15 protein-coding genes are annotated in these 16,310 nt (G+C 65.6%); 5 read left to right on the forward strand and 10 right to left on the reverse strand.

Annotated features, from left to right (window positions below; genetic code table 11):
* Positions 1-138: 138 nt before the first annotated feature.
* From JN302_RS08280 to JN302_RS08290, 3 genes are all read left to right on the forward strand, one after another.
* Positions 139-972: a MerR family transcriptional regulator gene (locus JN302_RS08280; protein WP_202332559.1), complete on the forward strand. Its 834-nt coding sequence runs from the start codon at positions 139-141 to the stop codon at positions 970-972.
* A gap of 93 nt (positions 973-1,065) precedes the next feature.
* The gene (locus JN302_RS08285) at positions 1,066-1,737 is read left to right on the forward strand and encodes a glutathione S-transferase family protein (protein WP_202311155.1); all 672 of its coding nucleotides are present in this window, start codon (positions 1,066-1,068) and stop codon (positions 1,735-1,737) included.
* Between the two features lie 351 nt (positions 1,738-2,088).
* Positions 2,089-2,475 carry a RidA family protein gene (locus tag JN302_RS08290; protein WP_202311156.1) on the forward strand — a complete coding sequence of 129 codons (387 nt, stop codon included), beginning with the start codon at positions 2,089-2,091 and terminating at the stop codon, positions 2,473-2,475.
* 6 nt (positions 2,476-2,481) lie between these two features.
* Here the strand turns inward: JN302_RS08290 and JN302_RS08295 are convergent, their stop codons facing one another.
* Positions 2,482-2,919, reverse strand: a complete 438-nt coding sequence (locus JN302_RS08295; RefSeq protein ID WP_202332560.1) for an Lrp/AsnC family transcriptional regulator — start codon at positions 2,917-2,919, stop codon at positions 2,482-2,484.
* A gap of 132 nt (positions 2,920-3,051) precedes the next feature.
* On the opposite strand from JN302_RS08295, the gene JN302_RS08300 reads away from it, so the two are divergent.
* Together JN302_RS08300 and JN302_RS08305 are read left to right on the forward strand one after the other, a co-directional pair.
* Positions 3,052-6,105, forward strand: a complete 3,054-nt coding sequence (locus JN302_RS08300; RefSeq protein WP_202332561.1) for an aminotransferase class III-fold pyridoxal phosphate-dependent enzyme — start codon at positions 3,052-3,054, stop codon at positions 6,103-6,105.
* A 265-nt stretch (positions 6,106-6,370) separates the two neighbouring features.
* Positions 6,371-6,640 carry a DUF1858 domain-containing protein gene (locus JN302_RS08305; RefSeq protein WP_446720716.1) on the forward strand — a complete coding sequence of 90 codons (270 nt, stop codon included), beginning with the start codon at positions 6,371-6,373 and terminating at the stop codon, positions 6,638-6,640.
* A 12-nt stretch (positions 6,641-6,652) separates the two neighbouring features.
* On the opposite strand, the gene JN302_RS08310 is transcribed toward JN302_RS08305, so the two are convergent.
* The 9 genes from JN302_RS08310 to nosZ form a co-directional block, all read right to left on the reverse strand.
* On the reverse strand, positions 6,653-7,357 hold the full coding sequence (locus JN302_RS08310; protein WP_202332562.1) for a Crp/Fnr family transcriptional regulator: 705 nt from the start codon (positions 7,355-7,357) through the stop codon (positions 6,653-6,655).
* Positions 7,358-7,519: 162 nt separating this feature from the next.
* Positions 7,520-8,752 (reverse strand): NnrS family protein, encoded by a 1,233-nt coding sequence (locus tag JN302_RS08315; protein WP_202332563.1) that lies wholly within the window; start codon positions 8,750-8,752, stop codon positions 7,520-7,522.
* A gap of 91 nt (positions 8,753-8,843) precedes the next feature.
* The gene (locus tag JN302_RS08320; protein WP_202311165.1) at positions 8,844-9,287 is read right to left on the reverse strand and encodes a pseudoazurin; all 444 of its coding nucleotides are present in this window, start codon (positions 9,285-9,287) and stop codon (positions 8,844-8,846) included.
* A gap of 128 nt (positions 9,288-9,415) precedes the next feature.
* Positions 9,416-10,408 carry an FAD:protein FMN transferase gene (locus tag JN302_RS08325; RefSeq protein ID WP_202332564.1) on the reverse strand — a complete coding sequence of 331 codons (993 nt, stop codon included), beginning with the start codon at positions 10,406-10,408 and terminating at the stop codon, positions 9,416-9,418.
* Positions 10,409-10,685: 277 nt separating this feature from the next.
* Positions 10,686-11,207 (reverse strand): nitrous oxide reductase accessory protein NosL, encoded by a 522-nt coding sequence (locus JN302_RS08330; protein WP_202334229.1) that lies wholly within the window; start codon positions 11,205-11,207, stop codon positions 10,686-10,688.
* 17 nt (positions 11,208-11,224) lie between these two features.
* Entirely contained in the window at positions 11,225-12,052 is an 828-nt protein-coding gene (locus JN302_RS08335; RefSeq protein ID WP_202332565.1) for an ABC transporter permease, read from the reverse strand.
* Positions 12,049-12,966 (reverse strand): ABC transporter ATP-binding protein, encoded by a 918-nt coding sequence (locus tag JN302_RS08340; RefSeq protein WP_202332566.1) that lies wholly within the window; start codon positions 12,964-12,966, stop codon positions 12,049-12,051. The genes JN302_RS08335 and JN302_RS08340 overlap by 4 nt, the downstream gene beginning before the upstream one ends.
* Positions 12,963-14,348 carry a nitrous oxide reductase family maturation protein NosD gene (locus tag JN302_RS08345; RefSeq protein WP_202332567.1) on the reverse strand — a complete coding sequence of 462 codons (1,386 nt, stop codon included), beginning with the start codon at positions 14,346-14,348 and terminating at the stop codon, positions 12,963-12,965. Before JN302_RS08345 ends, JN302_RS08340 begins: the two co-directional genes overlap by 4 nt.
* A 3-nt stretch (positions 14,349-14,351) precedes the next feature.
* Positions 14,352-16,295 (reverse strand): TAT-dependent nitrous-oxide reductase, encoded by a 1,944-nt coding sequence (nosZ, locus tag JN302_RS08350; protein WP_202311175.1) that lies wholly within the window; start codon positions 16,293-16,295, stop codon positions 14,352-14,354.
* Between the last annotated feature and the right edge of the window lie 15 nt (positions 16,296-16,310).

The following is a 16,310-nucleotide window of genomic DNA, read 5'->3' on the forward strand; positions in this document are numbered from 1 at the left end:
TGACAAATGGCTCGGTTGAGCCCATTGCCGTCTTGCGACATGCCATGAATGACATCCTGCATTTGGCAAGCGCTTGACTTTGACCCCGCGTCAAGCCCGCATGAAACAATCCGAAGCAAGATTTGCGAGGATGTTGCCATGTTCAGGATCGGCGAATTTGCCCAGATCGCGCAGGTGTCCACCCGCCAGTTGCGGTTCTACGACCAGTTGGAGTTGCTGCGCCCCGAACACACCGACCAGCAAAGCGGCTACCGCTATTATGCGATCCGCCAGTTGCCGCGGCTCAACGCAATCCTTGCGCTGAAGGATCTTGGCTTGACGCTCGAACAGATCGGCTCGCTGCTCGAGGAGGCCGTTTCGCCCGAAGCGCTACGCGGGATGCTGCTGCTCAAGAAGACGGAAACCGAACAGGCGATCCAGGTTGAGAAACAAAGGCTGCGGCATATCGAGAGCCGCATCGCCCAGATCGACCGGCAAGGCGGCTCGGCCGGCTACGATGTCGTAGCCAAATCGCTGCCGTCCCAGCCGATCCTCGCCACGCATCATAGCGTCGCCGGTTTCGAGGAGGCCGGCCCGCTGGTGGCCGCGGTGGCGGCGGCGGGCCAGGCCGGGCTGCGCCCCTCCAGCCGGGGCAATCTGGTAGTACTGGCGCGCAACGACCCGGATTCCGACCGGCTGGATCTCACCATAGGCTACCTGCTGCCACGTGCCCGCGAGCGCGGACTGACCGTCGACGGGTTCACCTTCTCGCCTCAGAACCTGCCGGCGATCAAGACCGCGGCGACCGTGGTGCGCCAGGGCACGAACCCGGAAAGCCATGCCGCATTCGGCGCCATCGGTACTTGGATCGAAGCCAATGGCTATTCGATTACCGGCCCAAGCCGCGAAATCTTCCTGGAACCGGTGCTCAAACCGCCGGGCTTCGAAAAGGCGCTGGTAGAAATCCAGTTCCCGGTCGCCGCCACCGCCTGAACCCGCAATCCGCTTTTTGCCGAACACCCGCGTCTGCCGCCGGGACGCGCGCGGGCGGCCATGTACATCTTCCCGACACGAAAGGACCAAGCCATGAAACTCTACGGCGTTCCACTTTCCGTACATACCCGCAAGGTCCAATTGGCCCTGCGCGCCAAGGGAATCGACCACGACCTCAATGTGGTCATTCCGATCATGCCGGACACCCTGCCCGAAAACTGGGCCCGGCTCAGCCCGACCGGTCTCATCCCCGTGATCGAGGACGGCGATTTCACCCTGCCCGACAGCGGCGCGATCATTCAGTATCTGGATGCGAAATACTCCGAGACGCCCGTTACCCCGGCCGACCCTCGATTGCGCGGCCGCGCCATATGGTTCGAGGCCTATATGGGCGCCTTCTTCCGCGATGTGATGCACCCGCTCTTTCACCAGCGCGTGGTTGCGCCCATGCGGGGCGGAACACCGGACACTGCCGTGACGGACAACGCGCTGTCCAACGTCGCGCCCCGCTACTTCCAGTATCTGGAAGGCGAGATCAGCGGCAGGTGGCTGGTCGGGGAAACAGCAACCATCGCCGACATTTCCGTCGGCGCGAACCTGGTGCTGTTTCACTATCTGGGCGAATCCATATCCGCCGGTCGTTATCCGGCACTGTCGGGCTATTTCAGGCAGCTCCTGACAACCCCTGCATTTGTCGAGCAGTTGGAGGCCGAGGCCCCCTTCACCGAGCGGATGGGATTTTCCCAGGCCGGTCTTGCCGCGTAAGGCCATCAGGGCCGGGCGTTCGCGCCCGGCCGACTTTCGCAATCCCAACGGGCGATAGACCGCGTAGCGGTGAGAGTGGTGAAGCCACCGAAATCGCGCCCATTGCTCAACACCGATGTCAGGAACGTCCGCATCGCAGCTACTCGGCCTGATCGCAGCGGGCGACGGCCCTCCACCCTGGAGCGGGCCTACGCCTTCAGTGCAAGACGTCAGAGTTGGACCGCCAAGCAGGCTTGCGTGGCTCGCCCACGCTTCACCTGCTCAGTCTTCTCTTGTCGGAACCCCGTGGGATACTTTGCCGAAACCTGCCGGCCGCGGCCTGCCAGGAACGATCATTCATAGGAGACAGGAATGCTGAGACATCTGACCCCCGCCGGGCTGCGCGCCCCATTCGCCCGCTACAGCCATGGCGTCGCTGTCGCCGCCGGCAGCCGCCTGCTGTTCTGCTCGGGGCAGCTCGGCATATCGGCCGACGACGTCGTTCCCGACGATGCCGGCGCCCAGGCCGAGCTTTGCTTCGCCAGCATTGCGCGCATACTGGAGGAGGACGGCATGTCGCTCGCCGACGTCGTGCGCATCAATGCCTTCGTCACCGATCGCGCTTGCATGAAGCCCTATATGGAGGTGCGGGACAGGCTGTTCGCCGAACCGGCGCCCGCCTCGACGCTCATGATCGTGTCGGGCTTCACGCGCCCCGAGTTCAAGGTGGAGGTCGAGGTCATCGCCGCGAAGGCGTGACAACCTTCAGCTCGTCCGGTCGATATCCCGGCGCAGCACGATCAGCGTCGTCAGATCCTCCACGCCCGGATGGCTGGCGATGGCGTCGCGCATCGTGTTCAGCCGGTCGATCGACGGCACCTCGACCTCCACGACGAGGTCGAGCTGGCCGCTCACCGACGAGACCCGCCGGACTTCCGCATGTCGGGCGAGTTGGTCGAGAATGCCGATCGAGGGCGTGCGCACCAGCGTGACCAGCAAGAGGGCGGCGACGAGGCCCTCGTCCATCTGGCCGATATCGGCGCGGTAGCCACGGATAACGCCGCTCTTTTCCAACTGCGCCACGCGCTCGGTGGTCGCGCTGCGCGAAAGCCCGATGCGCGCAGCAAGCGCCTTCAGCGGAATGCGCGCCTCCTTCGACAGTATGGCGAGGATGTCGCGGTCCTTGGCGTCCAGTTCCCGCATGAAGAATGCCTTTTCGTTTTCCGATAATATGCCGGTTCTGCCAGCCACAATGCCTGACGAACCGGCATTATGCCGGATGCCCGATTTTTCAACCCGTGCCAAGTTTGCATAAGACAACAAATGCGGATGCCGATGACCGACGTTACCCACCCCGCGCCCTCCTTCTCGACCGACGAGGCCCAGGCCCTGGCCCTGCGGCATTTCGGTCTGGACGGCATGGCGAGCCCGCTCGACAGCGAGCGCGACCAGAATTTCCGCCTGGCCGTCGGCGACGAGGCCTGGATCCTGAAGATCGTGAACGCCAGCGAGCCCGATGTCGAAAGCGCGTTCCAGACGGCCTTGCTCGACCATCTCGCCCGCACCGCGCCCGGCCTCGCCGCGCCGCGTCTGAGGAAGACGCTCGGCGGTGCCGTGCTCGGCGAAGTCGCCGGCCCGTCGGGCGCGCGTCATGCCTTGCGCCTCGTTTCCTGGCTGCCCGGACAACCGCTGGCAGAAACAACACGGGGACCGGCACTTTTCGAGAGCCTCGGCGCAATGCTGGGCAGGCTCGACCGCGCCCTGCAGGGCTTCATCCATCCGGGCGCTCTGCGCAGCTTCGACTGGGACATAAGGCGGGCAGGCGATTCACGCTCTCGCCTCCATTTCATCCGCGACGAAGCCGATCGCGCCCTGCTCGTCCGCTTCCTCGATCGTTTCGACACGACCGTGGCGCCGCGCCTGCCCGGGCTGCGCGCCCAGGTCATCCACAACGATGCCAATGACTGGAATGTGCTGGTCGATCCGGACCGGCCGGACCGTGTGTCCGGGCTGATCGATTTCGGCGATGCGCTGCACGCCCCTCTGATCGCCGAAGTGGCGGTTGCGGCGGCCTATGCCATGCTCGACGTCGAGGATCCGATCGGCGCCGCCGCGCGGCTCGCCGCCGGTTTCCATGCGGAGTATCCGCTGCAGGAGGAAGAACTCGACTTGCTCTTCGACCTCGTCGCCATGCGGCTGATGATCAGCGTCACCATGTCGGCTGCCCGTGGCGACAGGACCGCCGACAACCCCTATCTCGCTGTCAGCGAGGCGCCGGCCTGGCGGCTGCTTCGGCGCCTGGACGCGATGAAGCCCGGTTTCGCCACTGCGATCCTGCGCCATGCCTGCGGCTTCGACGCCGCCCCCGGCGCCAAGGCGATCATCCGCTGGATCGCCGAGAACCGCCGCGGTTTCGCGCCTGTACTCGATAAGCATCCCGCGACGCTCGCCAAGGCGCTCGTGCCCTATGGCGATTCCGACCATCCGATGACGGTGGCGTCCGCCGGCGAGCGGCCGCAGGAAGCCGGCGCGTGGTGGGACGCCTATTGCACCGGGAACGGCATAATGCTGGGCATCGGACCCTGGGGCGAGGCGCGCAGCGTCTATACCAGCGACATCTTCCGCTCGCGTTTCATCGAGGGGACGCGCCGCGACCGCCATCTCGGCCTGGACCTGTTCATGCCTGAAGGCACCCGGGTCCGCACGCCGCTCGCAGCAAAGGTGAAAAGCGTCGAGATCGAGAAAGACCCGCTGGGTTATGGCTGCATGGTGGCGCTCGACCATGCGCCCGAAGGCTGCCCGCCCTTCACCACGCTCTGGGGCCATCTCGCCCATGAGACGATATCCAGGCTGAAGCCGGGCGACCGGCTGGAGGCCGGCGCGTTGGTCGGCGAGATGGGCCCGCCGGCCGAGAATGGCGGCTGGGCGCCGCATCTCCATTTCCAGATCTCGACCGATCCGGGGCTTGCCGCGCGAGACATTCTCGGCGTCGGCGAGGCGCGCTACCTTGACGTCTGGCGGGAGTTGTTCCCCGACGCCGCCGACCTCGCCGGCATCCCGGGTGAGGCCTTCAAGCAGACCGGCAGGACACGCACGGAAATCGTCGAGGCGCGCAGGGCGACGCTCTTGCCCAATCTCTCGATCTCCTATTCCGAGCCGATCAAATTCGTGCGTGGCGAAGGCGTATGGCTGATCGACGAACGCGGCCGTGCCTATCTCGACTGCTTCAACAATGTCTGCCATCTCGGCCATGCCCACCCCGACGTCGCCGAGGCGATCGCCCTCCAGGCGCGCAAGCTCAACACCAACACGCGCTATCTGCACGACGCCATCGTCATCTATGCCGAGCGGCTGACGGCGACCTTGCCTGATGGACTGACCGTCGCCTCCTTCGCCTGCTCCGGCAGCGAGGCGAACAGCCTGGCGCTGCGCATGGCGCGCACCGCGACCGGCCGCGACGAGGCGATCGTTCTCGACTGGGCCTATCACGGCACCACGCAGGAACTGATCGACCTCAGCCCCTATAAATACAAACGCAAGGGCGGCAAGGGACGGAAGCCCAATGTGTTCGAGGCGACAATCCCCGACGCCTATCGCGCGCCGCGGGAATGGCCCGCCGAGGAGATCGCGAAACGCTTCGCCGAAAACGTCGCCGAAAAGATCGCCGAGATGGCGGGGCAGGGCCGCGGGCCAGGCTTCTTCATCGCCGAATCGATCCCCAGCGTCGCTGGCCAGGTGTTCCTGCCGGAGGGTTATCTCCAGGAAGTTTATGCCATGGTGCGCGCCGCCGGCGGCGTGTGCATCGCCGACGAGGTGCAGGTCGGCTTCGGCCGCGTCGGCAGCCACTGGTGGGCTTTCGAGACGCAGGGCGTCGCGCCTGATATCGTCACCATGGGCAAGCCGATCGGCAACGGCCATCCGATGGCGGCGGTGGTGACGACCCGCGAGGTTGCCGACGCTTTCGACAACGGCATGGAATATTTCAACACATTCGGGGGAAACCCTGTCTCCTGCGCTGCCGGCCTCGCCGTGCTCGACGTGATCGAGCGCGATGGCCTGCGCGACAATGCGGCCGAGATCGGCGCCTATCTGGTGACGCGTTTCCGGCAGATGCAGGCGCGTTACGAGGTGATCGGCGACGTGCGCGGCATGGGGCTTTTCCTCGGCATCGAGCTGGTGAGAGACCGCGCGGCGAAGACGCCGGCGACGGCGCTGGCGCGCCGCGTCAATGACGGCGCGCGCGCCCGCGGCGTGCTGATCGGCACCGAGGGGCCGCACGACAATGTGCTCAAGATGCGTCCGCCGATGATCTTCAGCCGGGCCGATGCCGATCATCTGGTCGACGTGCTCGACGAGACGTTCAGGGACGTCCTGGCTTCAGGCGGGTAGCCGCACGCAATCCCGGCGCCGGCAGCGGCCTCAGGACCGCAAGCGGCATCGACGCGCGCTGGATCGCCGGTGGGCTGATGTACGCCCCGCTGCTTCGGTGACGGAGGGCCTGACGGGGCCGTTTCGGCACAGCTCCGCCACTCTCGGTCGTGTTGCGCCGAGTTTGCCATTGCGCAACGAAGGTCCACCGCTGAGCGCTTAGATATGTTCGCTACCGTTGGAGCGCCGCGCGTCCGTTCGGACGCGCAACGGACGTTCCGACACCTTGAATCGACGCATCGTGCATTCCGAAGATCGAAACGATTCTCGGGCCGATGCGGTAGCGGTGGCGATCATGGACCTTTTCAGTGACGATATGACCGTGGACGAGGTGATGCGCAGATGGCCGTCGACCATCCGTGTCTTTCTTCGCCACGGCATGCTGTGCGTCGGCTGCCCCATCGCCTCGTTCCACACGATCCCGGACGCTGCGCGAGAGCACGGGCTGGATGAAGTCGAACTACGCCGCGAACTGGAAAGTGCGGTTTCTTCCTGAGCGACCGGCTCGTCAAGCCTTGGGCGTGCGGCCTTCCGCGAGCATCAGCAGCCGATGCGGCTCGACCACCGTCACCTTCTGCCGGCCGCTCTTGACCAGTCCCTTTTCCTCCCATGCGGCGAGAAGGCGGCTCACCGTGTGCAGCGTCGTCCCCGTCATCTCCGCTATGTCCTGCCGGCTGATCGGGAAGTCGATCAGGAGGCCGTCGTCGGTCTGTTTCCCGGTCTGCTTCACCAGCTTGAGCAATGCGTGCGCCACGCGCTGGTCCACCTGTTCGGTCGACATCTGGACAACGCGGGCATGAGCATCCTGCAACCGCTCGCCGACGGTCTTGTACGCATTGGCGATGAAGCTGGGATAGGTGGCGGCGAACTCAGCCCAGAGCTGGCTGGGCCATGCCAGGAGCACGCAGTCGATCGCGGCAATGGCGTTTGCCGGATAGGTGGTCCGGCCGAGGGCATGGGCGATGCCCATCAACTCGCCGGGGCTTATGTAACGAACGATGACTTCCTGGCCGTCCGGGGTGATCTTGACAACACGGACATGGCCATCCAGCAGCAGGAAGAAGGAATGCGCCTCCTGCTCGTATTCGAACACGGCCTGGCCTTTCGCGACACGCAGCGAACGGGCTTGACCCACCATACGGTCGAGCTCGGCCGGTCCCAGCCCCTGGAACAACGGCATGCCTGATATCAGCGAGCGGTCGAGACGGCTCATATCGGGAATCCCCAGCTTCCCGAATGTCCGTAACCTCCGCCGCGCCCGATTGCAAAGCAAACGATGTCGCGCGCCGAGCTTGCGCGACGGAGATGCCTGATACCAGCAGGCGTGGACCACGCGGTCGGACGCTCCGCCGGTCGGTCTTGTCGACCGGCGATATCAAGCCCGCTTCGTCATCAGTCGGGCAAGAACGTCCCGGCCCTCGTCTTCCCCGACCCGCAGGCGTGGTCGAAGCAGCATCCCGCCGAAGAGCAGGGCATAACCCAGGAAGGCTAGCGCCCAGGCCGCGCCGGACAGGTGCAGCAAGGCCGTCTCTCCGGGATGGAAGGCCGCATATATGCGCAGGACGGCTGCAGCCAAGATAGCAGCAAAGATCGCGCATCCGTCCGCGCCGGCGCGCAGTTCCCGGCCGGTGTGGCCAAGCGTGGCGCGCACCATGACGCTCAGCGTCATGCATCCGATCGCCCCGACACCCAGGGCATGAAGTCCGGCGGCGGCCGGCACGGCCTGCGGGAAGATGCTGGCCAGGCCGGTGAGCAAAAGGCCGATCGGAACGAAGGCATAGGACAGATGCAGGACCAGGACGAGCGGATCCCTGACGGTGCGGTCGCCTGCCCATCGCGCCAGCCTTGCCGCGTTGATAAGAGCGGCCGCGACCAGCGCCGTCCCTGTGGCGGGGTGATCGGGGACGACGGTCCAGGCCGTGAGCGCGAGTGCGGACAGGAGGATCGTCGCGGTATCGAAACGCGAGAAGGGCACCGGCAGACGGCCGGGATTGGCGCGCACGAGCCAGTTGCGGGTGAAGCTCGGCGTGATGCGCCCGCCGATGATCATGATCAGCAGGACGATGGCGCCGATGGCGAGGCGACGGCTGATATCCGAGACACCGTTGAAATGGGCCTCGAGATGGAACAGGAGATTGGCGGCGAACAGCACCGAGACCGGCGCCAGGACCTTGAGGTTGCGCCAGTTGCGGCCCGCCGCGATCTCGACGGCCGCCGCGCCGGCAACCGCGATCAGGAAGGCGCCGTCGACGGCCATGGCGGCGGTCCAGCCGATCGTGGCCGAAAAGAAGATGGCGAATCGCCCGGCGAGCCAGAGCAGCACGAGCATAACCAGCGGCGCCCCCTGGACCGGCAGGCGCCCCGTCCAGTTGGGGATGGCTGTGAGGAGGAAGCCGGTTATCACCGCGCCGGCATAGCCGAACAGCATTTCGTGGATGTGCCAGTCCACCGGAGCGAACAGGCTCGCCGTGTCGACCGTCCCGTAGAACAGCGGCAGCCAGAACAGGATCGTGACGCCGGCATAAAGCGCGCCCAGGAGGAAGAAGGGGCGGAAGCCGTAGGAAAGGATTGCCGGATAGTTGCCCGGCCTCGTGCGCGGGATTGCCATCTCAGATGCCCTGGATGCAAGGAGGTTGAAACAGCTGGTGATCAGGGCTGCCGGGCGGCATTGCCACCCGGCAGGGTCGAGCCTGGCGCGCTCAACTACCCGCTGGAACCTTGGCAAGCAGATCGCCAAACACGGCCTTCGCCTTGCCGGGCTGCTTGACCTTCCTGGCTTCTTCCAGGTTCACGGGCTTGCCGGCGACGATCAGCGCCACCATGCCCATGCCGTAATGCGGCACGCATTTGACGCCGTAGACGCCTTCCTTGTCGATGGTGATGGTTATGGGCTTGCCGATCTCACCCTTGAAGGGCTGCGCTCCTTCTGGAAGCATGCCTTTGATGCTTGCAGCATCGTGCCCCTTGTCGGTGGGAACGAAGGTCACCGTGTCGCCCGGGGCGGCTTCGATGTATTCCGGCTCGAAGACCATGACGCCACGCTCACCCTTGTTGAGCATCTGGACCTGATGGTCGGCCGCATAGGCGGTGCCGGCCGCCAGCAGGGCGGCTATTGTCGTCGTGGCGATGAATGCGCGTCTCATATTCTTGCCTTTCGTTTTGCAACGGCCGAGCCGTTGCATGGCTTTTACCGCCGGTCCCGCCGGTCGACTTTGAGCCAGCGCAAACTTGTGGTGAATGTCGCCTCGTCGACGCGGGCCTTCGCCCTCATTCAGAACCTGATAGGGGTCAGCCGCCCGTCATGCGACAAAAGATGTGCCTCGACATCCGCCCTGTCGCGGACAACCGACGTGATGCCGTCCACGTCCATCAGGCTGAAGGCGGTCGACAGCGCGTCGGCAAGCGTCGCCTCGCCGGCGACGACCGTGACACTCGCGTAGCGCTGCGGCGTCGTGCCGCTGCGCGGATCGATGATGTGGCTGAACCTGCCGCCTTCATCGAAGCGAAAGCCGAACGGGCTCGACGTCGCGACGGCGCGGTCTTCCACGTCCAGCACGTCGACGACGGTATCCGGGCGCATGGGAACGGCGATGCCGACACGCCAGGGCCTGCCGCCCGGCGCGGTGCCGATCGCGCGGCTTTCGCCCATATCAACCATGGAGCGCTCGATGCCTGCGGCCCTCAGCATTTCGACCACGCGATCGGTGACATAGCCCTGCGCGATGCCATTGAGCGTCAGCGCCGACCCGGGAACCGGCAGTTCGATCCGGTCCCGAGACCAGGCCAGCCTGTCGAGGCCGACCAGGCCGAGGCGCTCGCGAACGATCCCGGCGGCCGGTCCGGAAGCGGAAGCGCCCGGTTCGGAGAAGTGGGCTCGATAGGCGTCCCAAAGCGGCTGCACGGTGGGATCGAACGCCCCTTGCGTGAGAGCCCAGACCTCGCGGCATGCCTGCAGTATATCAACGAGTTCCGGTGCCGGCGCGACGGCAAACCGCTGCCGGTTGAGAAGCGTCAGATCGGAATCCTCCCGGTAGAGGCTGAATATCCGCTCCAGCCGTCTGACCTCGGCGACCACCGCATCCACCAGCCTCGACGCCATCCCACGGTCGCGATGGTGGATCACGAGCGAAGCCTGAGCGCCCATGGCCTGACCCTGCCAGGTCACCGCCTGCGGTGCCGCCATGCCGCGAAACGGAAGCAATGCCATGCCGGCGGCGGCCGCGCTGATGCCGATGAAGCGGCGGCGTGAGATGCAGGAGTTCATGGCGATCCTCTCATACTAGTGGCACTGGATGTTGGCACATCCAGTGGGCGTGGATGCTGACGCATCCACGCGGCCTCAATCGCCGGCGCGGCCCCTCCGGGCCGATTAGAGCGCCGCGCGTCTTTTGGACGCGCAAAGGACGCTCTAACACTTTGCGTCGGCGCATCGTGCTTTCCGAAAATCGAGGACGATTTTCGGGCCGAAGCGGCGGCTTTCGCGCCAACCGGCGCGGCGCGCGGTCGCGCGCTCCAACAGTCGATCTCATCGACTGTTGGTATCAATTGACCTCGCCGCCGGCGATCGTGGACACCTCGTCGCCCGCCGCCTGCGGTTCCAATATGTAATCGCGGGGGACCTCGTCGAAGCGGACGACCTCGCCGCCATGGTCCCTCGCGAAATCGGCTGCCTTCCGCTCGTCCGAGAAGGGCACCGCCTCGACGGTTCCCATGCCGCCGATACGGTCGCTGCCGACGACGAAGAAGGCCTGCCTGGCGTCGACCCAGTTGTCTGCCCCCGGGTCCTCCCAACTTGCCGCCCTGGCCATGTCGGAGACGTATATGGCTCTTATGGCCTTGGGTTCTTCCGGCAAGAGGGTGAAGGCGATTGTGTCGCGGACGGAGGAGAACCAGATCGGCTCGTCATATCTGGCGAGGATGATCTGGCCTTTCGGCCCGGGATGCTCGATCACGTTCATGCCGCAATAGCGGCCCATCGCATCCTCCGTCATGGCGAATGGCGCCGGCGCGTTCTCCGTCTCCGGCTCGCATGCGCCGAGCGCAAGCAGCCCGGCCAGCATCATGATGGCAAATCGTGGGATCACAGCTCCCTCCTTGAAAAGACGAGCGCCGCCAGCGCCATCGGCCCGGCAATCCACGCCGCGAGCGCAGCAATCAGTGCGCCCGGCCCCAGCGCGGCATGCTCGACCACGCCTGCCATGCCCGATGCGGCGGCGATGTCGGCCGAGCCGGTGAGATTGAGAAGCCGGTAGGCGTCGGTGGGATTGAGCAAAAGCAATGCGTCGAGCACGCCACCGGCGACGAAGCGCCCCTGGTCGGCGACCAGCACGCCGAGCAGCGCCATGTCGTAGATGACGACGAAGACAAGCCAGATGCCGATGGCGATGCCGCCGGCGGTCTCGCGGCTGCGCACTTGTGCGCTGACCAGGTAGCCGATGGCCACGAAGACGGCGCCGAGCAGGACGGAGGAAGCCGTCATCACCGCGAAGGCATTCCACCCTCCGCCCTCCGCCCTTCCGGCCGCCAGCAGGGCAAGCGCGGCGAGCCCATAGCCGACACAGGTGGCGAAGGCGAGTATCGCGATATGGCCCAGGAACTTGCCGATGAGCACCTGCCGCCGCCCGACCGGATAGCTCAGAAGCAGCGTCATCGTGCCCCGCTCGATCTCGCCGACGATGGCATCGTGGGAGATGAGCAGCGCAATCAGCGGCACGATGAAGATGGTGAGGCTCGCGAGGCTGATCACCACCACGTCGAGAGCGCCTGCTCCCACGCTGCCGGTGGGTGCGCTGCCAAGGAAGGCGAGGGTGAGCGCGAGAACGGCCAGCAGCGCCGTGGCGGCGAGCACCCATCGGTTGCGCAGGGCCTCGCGGATCTCCTTGGACGCCAGCAACAGGATCGTCTTCATGTCGACGCTCTCCCCGCGAGGAAATGGGCATAGAGTTCGTCGAGGCCGGGCGGCACCATGTCGAGGTCCTCGAAGGGAGCGTCCGCGCCGGCGGTGCGGCGCAGGAAGGCGGCCTTGTCCTCCGGCGTGGCGTCGATCTCGACGATGTGGCCGTTGATCTGCCGCAGCCGGGGAGAGGACCCCATCCACGCCCTCAGCCGCTCTGCGCCGCCGTCCGCCGCCTTCAGGCGGATCCTGGTCGGCAGCCGCGCGATGTGACGCAGTTCGTCGAGCGACCCGTCGGCGATCTTGCGCCCCTCATTCAGGATGACGACGCGGCTGGCATTGCCTTCCAGCTCGTTCAACGCGTGGGACGACAGGAGCACGGTTGCTCCCGATGACTGCATCTCGCGCAGGATGCGGTAGAACTGCTGGCGCAGTTCCGGATCGAGCCCCGTTGTCGGCTCGTCCAGCAGCAGCACCGCCGGCGTGCCGATCATGGCCTGGGCGAGCCCCAGCCGCTGGCGCATGCCCTTGGAATAGGTGCCGACGCGGCGGTCCGCCGCATGGGAGAGGCCGAGCTGCTCAAGGAGGGCGTCTTCGGCGCGCCTCTTCCCACCCTTCAGCTGGACGTAGAATCGCAGCACCTCGCGGCCTGTCAGGGCCGGATTGAAGGATACGTTCTCGGGCAGGTATCCGAGGCGACGGCGCACGGCGGCGTCGCCGGCGGCCGGATCCTCGCCGAGCACAGAGACGGAGCCGGCGCTGGGTCGCGCCAGGCCGAGCATGAGCTTGATCAGCGTGGTCTTGCCGGCGCCGTTGTGCCCGACGAGCGCGATCACCTCGCCGGGGCCGGCGGAGAAGGAGACGCCGTCCACCGCCTTGAGCCGGCCGAAGTGCCGGCTGACCGATTTCAGTTCGACATTGGGGCTCATGGCCGCTCCGTTGCCCGCGCGCCGGCGGGCTTCATCAGGGGATGGCTGTCGACCACGCCGCCCGGGAAAACCGCCGGGAAGCGCGCCTGCGCCCAGCGGATAACCTGCACGGCCGGGCTGTTGACCAGCACCTTCGCCGCCGGCGCCTCCCACAGCACCTTGTCGATCATGTCGTTGGGCCGGTACGGGTTGTCGGCAATGCCGTCGCCGTCGAGGTCGAAGGCGGGATTGTCGCTCCAGTAGTTGCCGCGGCCGCCGCTCGACCAGTCGAGCGAGCGCGTGCCGACATATTTGACCTGGTTCCGATTGCGGACGAAGGCGTTGCCGCTCATGGCGTTGCCCTCGGAGCCGGCGGTGAAATGCACGCCGATCTCGCAACCTTCGAAGAGGTTCCCGCTGAAATGGTTCTTGTTGGCGTTGTAGATGAAGACGCATTTTTCCGGCCCGATGCGCATTCCGCGTCGCGCCGGCGCCGGCCGTTCGGCACCGCTCGCGGTCGGCAAGTCGGGGTCCCGGACACGCTGTCCATTGCTGGTCCAGCGGCCTGCCGGCTGCGGGCGGCCGCGCACCACATTGCCGCGGATCTCGGAGCCGTTGGCGTAGTTGAAGAGCAGCCCGTTGTCGCGGTCGCCATCTGACAGGTTGTCGGTCACTTCGAGCCGGCTGGAGTACATGATCGCGTAGCCGACGATGTTGCCGAACGAGCTGTTGTCGGCGATCACGCTGTCGTTGGTGTACATGTAGTGGATGGCGAAGCGCAGGTCGCGGAAGACGTTGCCCCTGAATTCGTTGCGCTTGCTGGAGTTGGCGAATATTCCGTCGCGGCCGAAGCTGATCTCGTTGTCGAGGACCTTCGCGCCGGGCGCGTTCCACACGGAGACGCCGTTTCCGGACCGGCTCGTGCGCCCGTCGCGCAGGCCTTCGATCCGGTTCTTGCGTGCGATCGCGTCGCGCGCGCCATGCAGATAGATGCCGTAGAGATTGCCTGATATCGTGTTGTTCTCGATCAGCACGCCCGATGCCGCCTCTGTCGCGAAGACCCCGGCATCCATGGCATCGAGATCCATGCCCGATCCTTCGATGGCAAGGCCGCGGACGATCGTATCCGCGGCCGCGACGGTGACGACGCTGCCATGACCGCCGCCCTTGAGCACTGCGCCCGGCTCGCCTTCGAGGGTCAGCGGCCTGGCGATCACCACCGGCCCCGGATGCTCGCCGGCCGCCAGCCTCACCACGTCTCCCGGGGCGGCGGCGTCGACCACCGCCTGCAAGGGTTGCGCGCCGGGCAGGACGACGATCTCAGCCGCGCCGGCCAGGCGCAGGGGAACGGCGGCGATGAACGCCGCCATTCCCATCGTGGCTATGTCAAGGGGACGGACCATGCCCTAGACGCCCTGCGGCTCTACGAACATGCGGCCCTTCATCTCCATGTGCATGGCATGGCAGAACCACGAGCAGTAGTACCAGTAGACGCCGGGCTTGCTCGCAGTGAACGTCACCGAAGCCGTGGCCTGGGGCGCGACTTCCATGTTGATGCCGTAGTTGACGATGGCGAAACCATGGGTCAGGTCCTCCACCTCGTCGATGTTGGTGATGTAGACGGTGACTTCGTCGCCCTGCTTGACGCTGAAGCTCTCCAGCCCGAAGGCCGGCGCCGAGGAGGTCATGTAGACACGCACCTTGTTGCCGTCGCGGATGACTTCGCTGTCGATCATCAGGTCGATATTGTCCGCCGCGGCCTGCTTGACGGCATCCTCGAAGAACGGGTCGGCGCGATCCCATACATTGACTGGATTGATCTTCGAGCGGTGGACGAGCGTCGCGTCATGCGGCTCGGCGAAGCTCGGACCGTCATGCATCAGCACCATCTGGTCGCCCGAAATGTCGATCAGCTGATCGTTCTCCGGCTTCAGCGGGCCGACATTGAGGTAGCGGTCCTTGGAGAACTTGTTGAGCGAGATCAGCCACTTGCCGTCCGCATCCTTGGTCTGGCCCATGGAGCTGTGGTTGTGGCCCGGCTGATAGTGGACGTCGAGCTTCTGGCGGATCGGATCGACGGCCTCGCCGGCGAAGGAGCGCTTGGCGTCTTCGATGCTCCATTTGCAGATCTGGCTGTCGATGAAGAGGGTGGTGTAGGCGTTGCCGCGGCCATCGAAGGCCGTGTGCAACGGTCCGAGCCCCAGTTCCGGCTCGGCCACCACAGTGTCGCGCGGCTCGATCTTGTCGTCGAACAGATCGTCGAACCTGGTCACGTCGAACACCGTTACGGTGGGTGACAGCTTGCCGTTGGCCACCACATGGATTCCATCGGGCGCGGTGTTGATGCCGTGCGGGCTGTTCGCCACCGGCACATAGCGCGTGTATGGAGAGCCATGGCGACCGTCGATGACGGGCACGCCGCCCATCTCCTTGACGTCGCCTTTCTTCACCGCCTCCTCGATGCGCTGGAGGTTGAAGATGACGATCCAGTCCTGTTCCTTGGCCATCATCTCGGCGAGGTTGAGGCCCTCCTCGGAATTGTAGCAGGTGGCGAAGGCATATTTGCCCTGGTAGTCGGCATCGACATTGTCGAGATTGCCGTCCACCATGACCTGCCAGGCGACCTTCATCGTCTCGCCGTCCACGGCGGTGAAGATCGAATGATAGCCGGTCTTGTCGTCGAGGATCTTGCCGTCATTGGGGATCGGCACGCGGTCCTCGCCGTTGCAGAACACGTAGCCCGTCCTGGGGTACTTCTGCACGCGCAGGCCGTGGACCGTATGCTGGTTCGGCAACTGGATGATCTTGTCGCACTTCATCACGTCGAGCCGGATGCGGGCGACGCGGGTATTGGCCTTGTCGTTGACGAAGAGATAGCGCCCGTCATAGGTGCCGTCGGTGAACGACGGATGCGGGTGGTGAAGGTCGCCATTGTGGTAGACGCCGCCGAGATCCTTCAGCAATTCCTGCGTTTCGGGAAGCAGCCCTTCGGTCAGCACCTTGCGGCTTTCATTGGTCTGGCCCCAGCCGGTGGCGCTGCACCGGTTGAAGACCGGTATGCGCATCAGCTCGCGCATGGAGGGCGCGCCGACGATGCGGACCTCGCCCGTCTGGCCGCTGGAGAAGAACACGTAGTATTCGTCCAGCTCGCCGGGCTTGACCTCGGCATGCTGCGCGCCGGCAGCACCTTGCGCGGCGGCCGGCGAAACGAGGCCTCCGGTCAACGACAGGCCCGTGCCGACGCCGGCCGCTCCCGCCGCGGCGATCGCCGCCGTCGTTCCCAGCAATTGGCGCCTGCTGAGGATCGCCCTGTGTTCGTGCTCATCGCGTTCCTGATTTTCCTGCGACATGGTCCGTCTCCTTCT

Source organism: Mesorhizobium sp. L-8-3, from assembly GCF_016756615.1.
GTDB lineage: Bacteria > Pseudomonadota > Alphaproteobacteria > Rhizobiales > Rhizobiaceae.

Coding starts and splice junctions, on each gene's coding strand:
- JN302_RS08280 (WP_202332559.1), top strand. CDS start 139: ATGTTCAGGATCGGCGAATTTGCCCAGATCGCGCAGGTGTCCACCCGC.
- JN302_RS08325 (WP_202332564.1), bottom strand. CDS start 10,408: ATGAACTCCTGCATCTCACGCCGCCGCTTCATCGGCATCAGCGCGGCC.
- JN302_RS08310 (WP_202332562.1), bottom strand. CDS start 7,357: ATGAGCCGTCTCGACCGCTCGCTGATATCAGGCATGCCGTTGTTCCAG.
- JN302_RS08345 (WP_202332567.1), bottom strand. CDS start 14,348: ATGGTCCGTCCCCTTGACATAGCCACGATGGGAATGGCGGCGTTCATC.
- JN302_RS08285 (WP_202311155.1), top strand. CDS start 1,066: ATGAAACTCTACGGCGTTCCACTTTCCGTACATACCCGCAAGGTCCAA.
- JN302_RS08315 (WP_202332563.1), bottom strand. CDS start 8,752: ATGGCAATCCCGCGCACGAGGCCGGGCAACTATCCGGCAATCCTTTCC.
- JN302_RS08290 (WP_202311156.1), top strand. CDS start 2,089: ATGCTGAGACATCTGACCCCCGCCGGGCTGCGCGCCCCATTCGCCCGC.
- JN302_RS08340 (WP_202332566.1), bottom strand. CDS start 12,966: ATGAGCCCCAATGTCGAACTGAAATCGGTCAGCCGGCACTTCGGCCGG.
- nosZ (WP_202311175.1), bottom strand. CDS start 16,295: ATGTCGCAGGAAAATCAGGAACGCGATGAGCACGAACACAGGGCGATC.
- JN302_RS08330 (WP_202334229.1), bottom strand. CDS start 11,207: ATGATGCTGGCCGGGCTGCTTGCGCTCGGCGCATGCGAGCCGGAGACG.
- JN302_RS08335 (WP_202332565.1), bottom strand. CDS start 12,052: ATGAAGACGATCCTGTTGCTGGCGTCCAAGGAGATCCGCGAGGCCCTG.
- JN302_RS08295 (WP_202332560.1), bottom strand. CDS start 2,919: ATGCGGGAACTGGACGCCAAGGACCGCGACATCCTCGCCATACTGTCG.
- JN302_RS08320 (WP_202311165.1), bottom strand. CDS start 9,287: ATGAGACGCGCATTCATCGCCACGACGACAATAGCCGCCCTGCTGGCG.
- JN302_RS08300 (WP_202332561.1), top strand. CDS start 3,052: ATGACCGACGTTACCCACCCCGCGCCCTCCTTCTCGACCGACGAGGCC.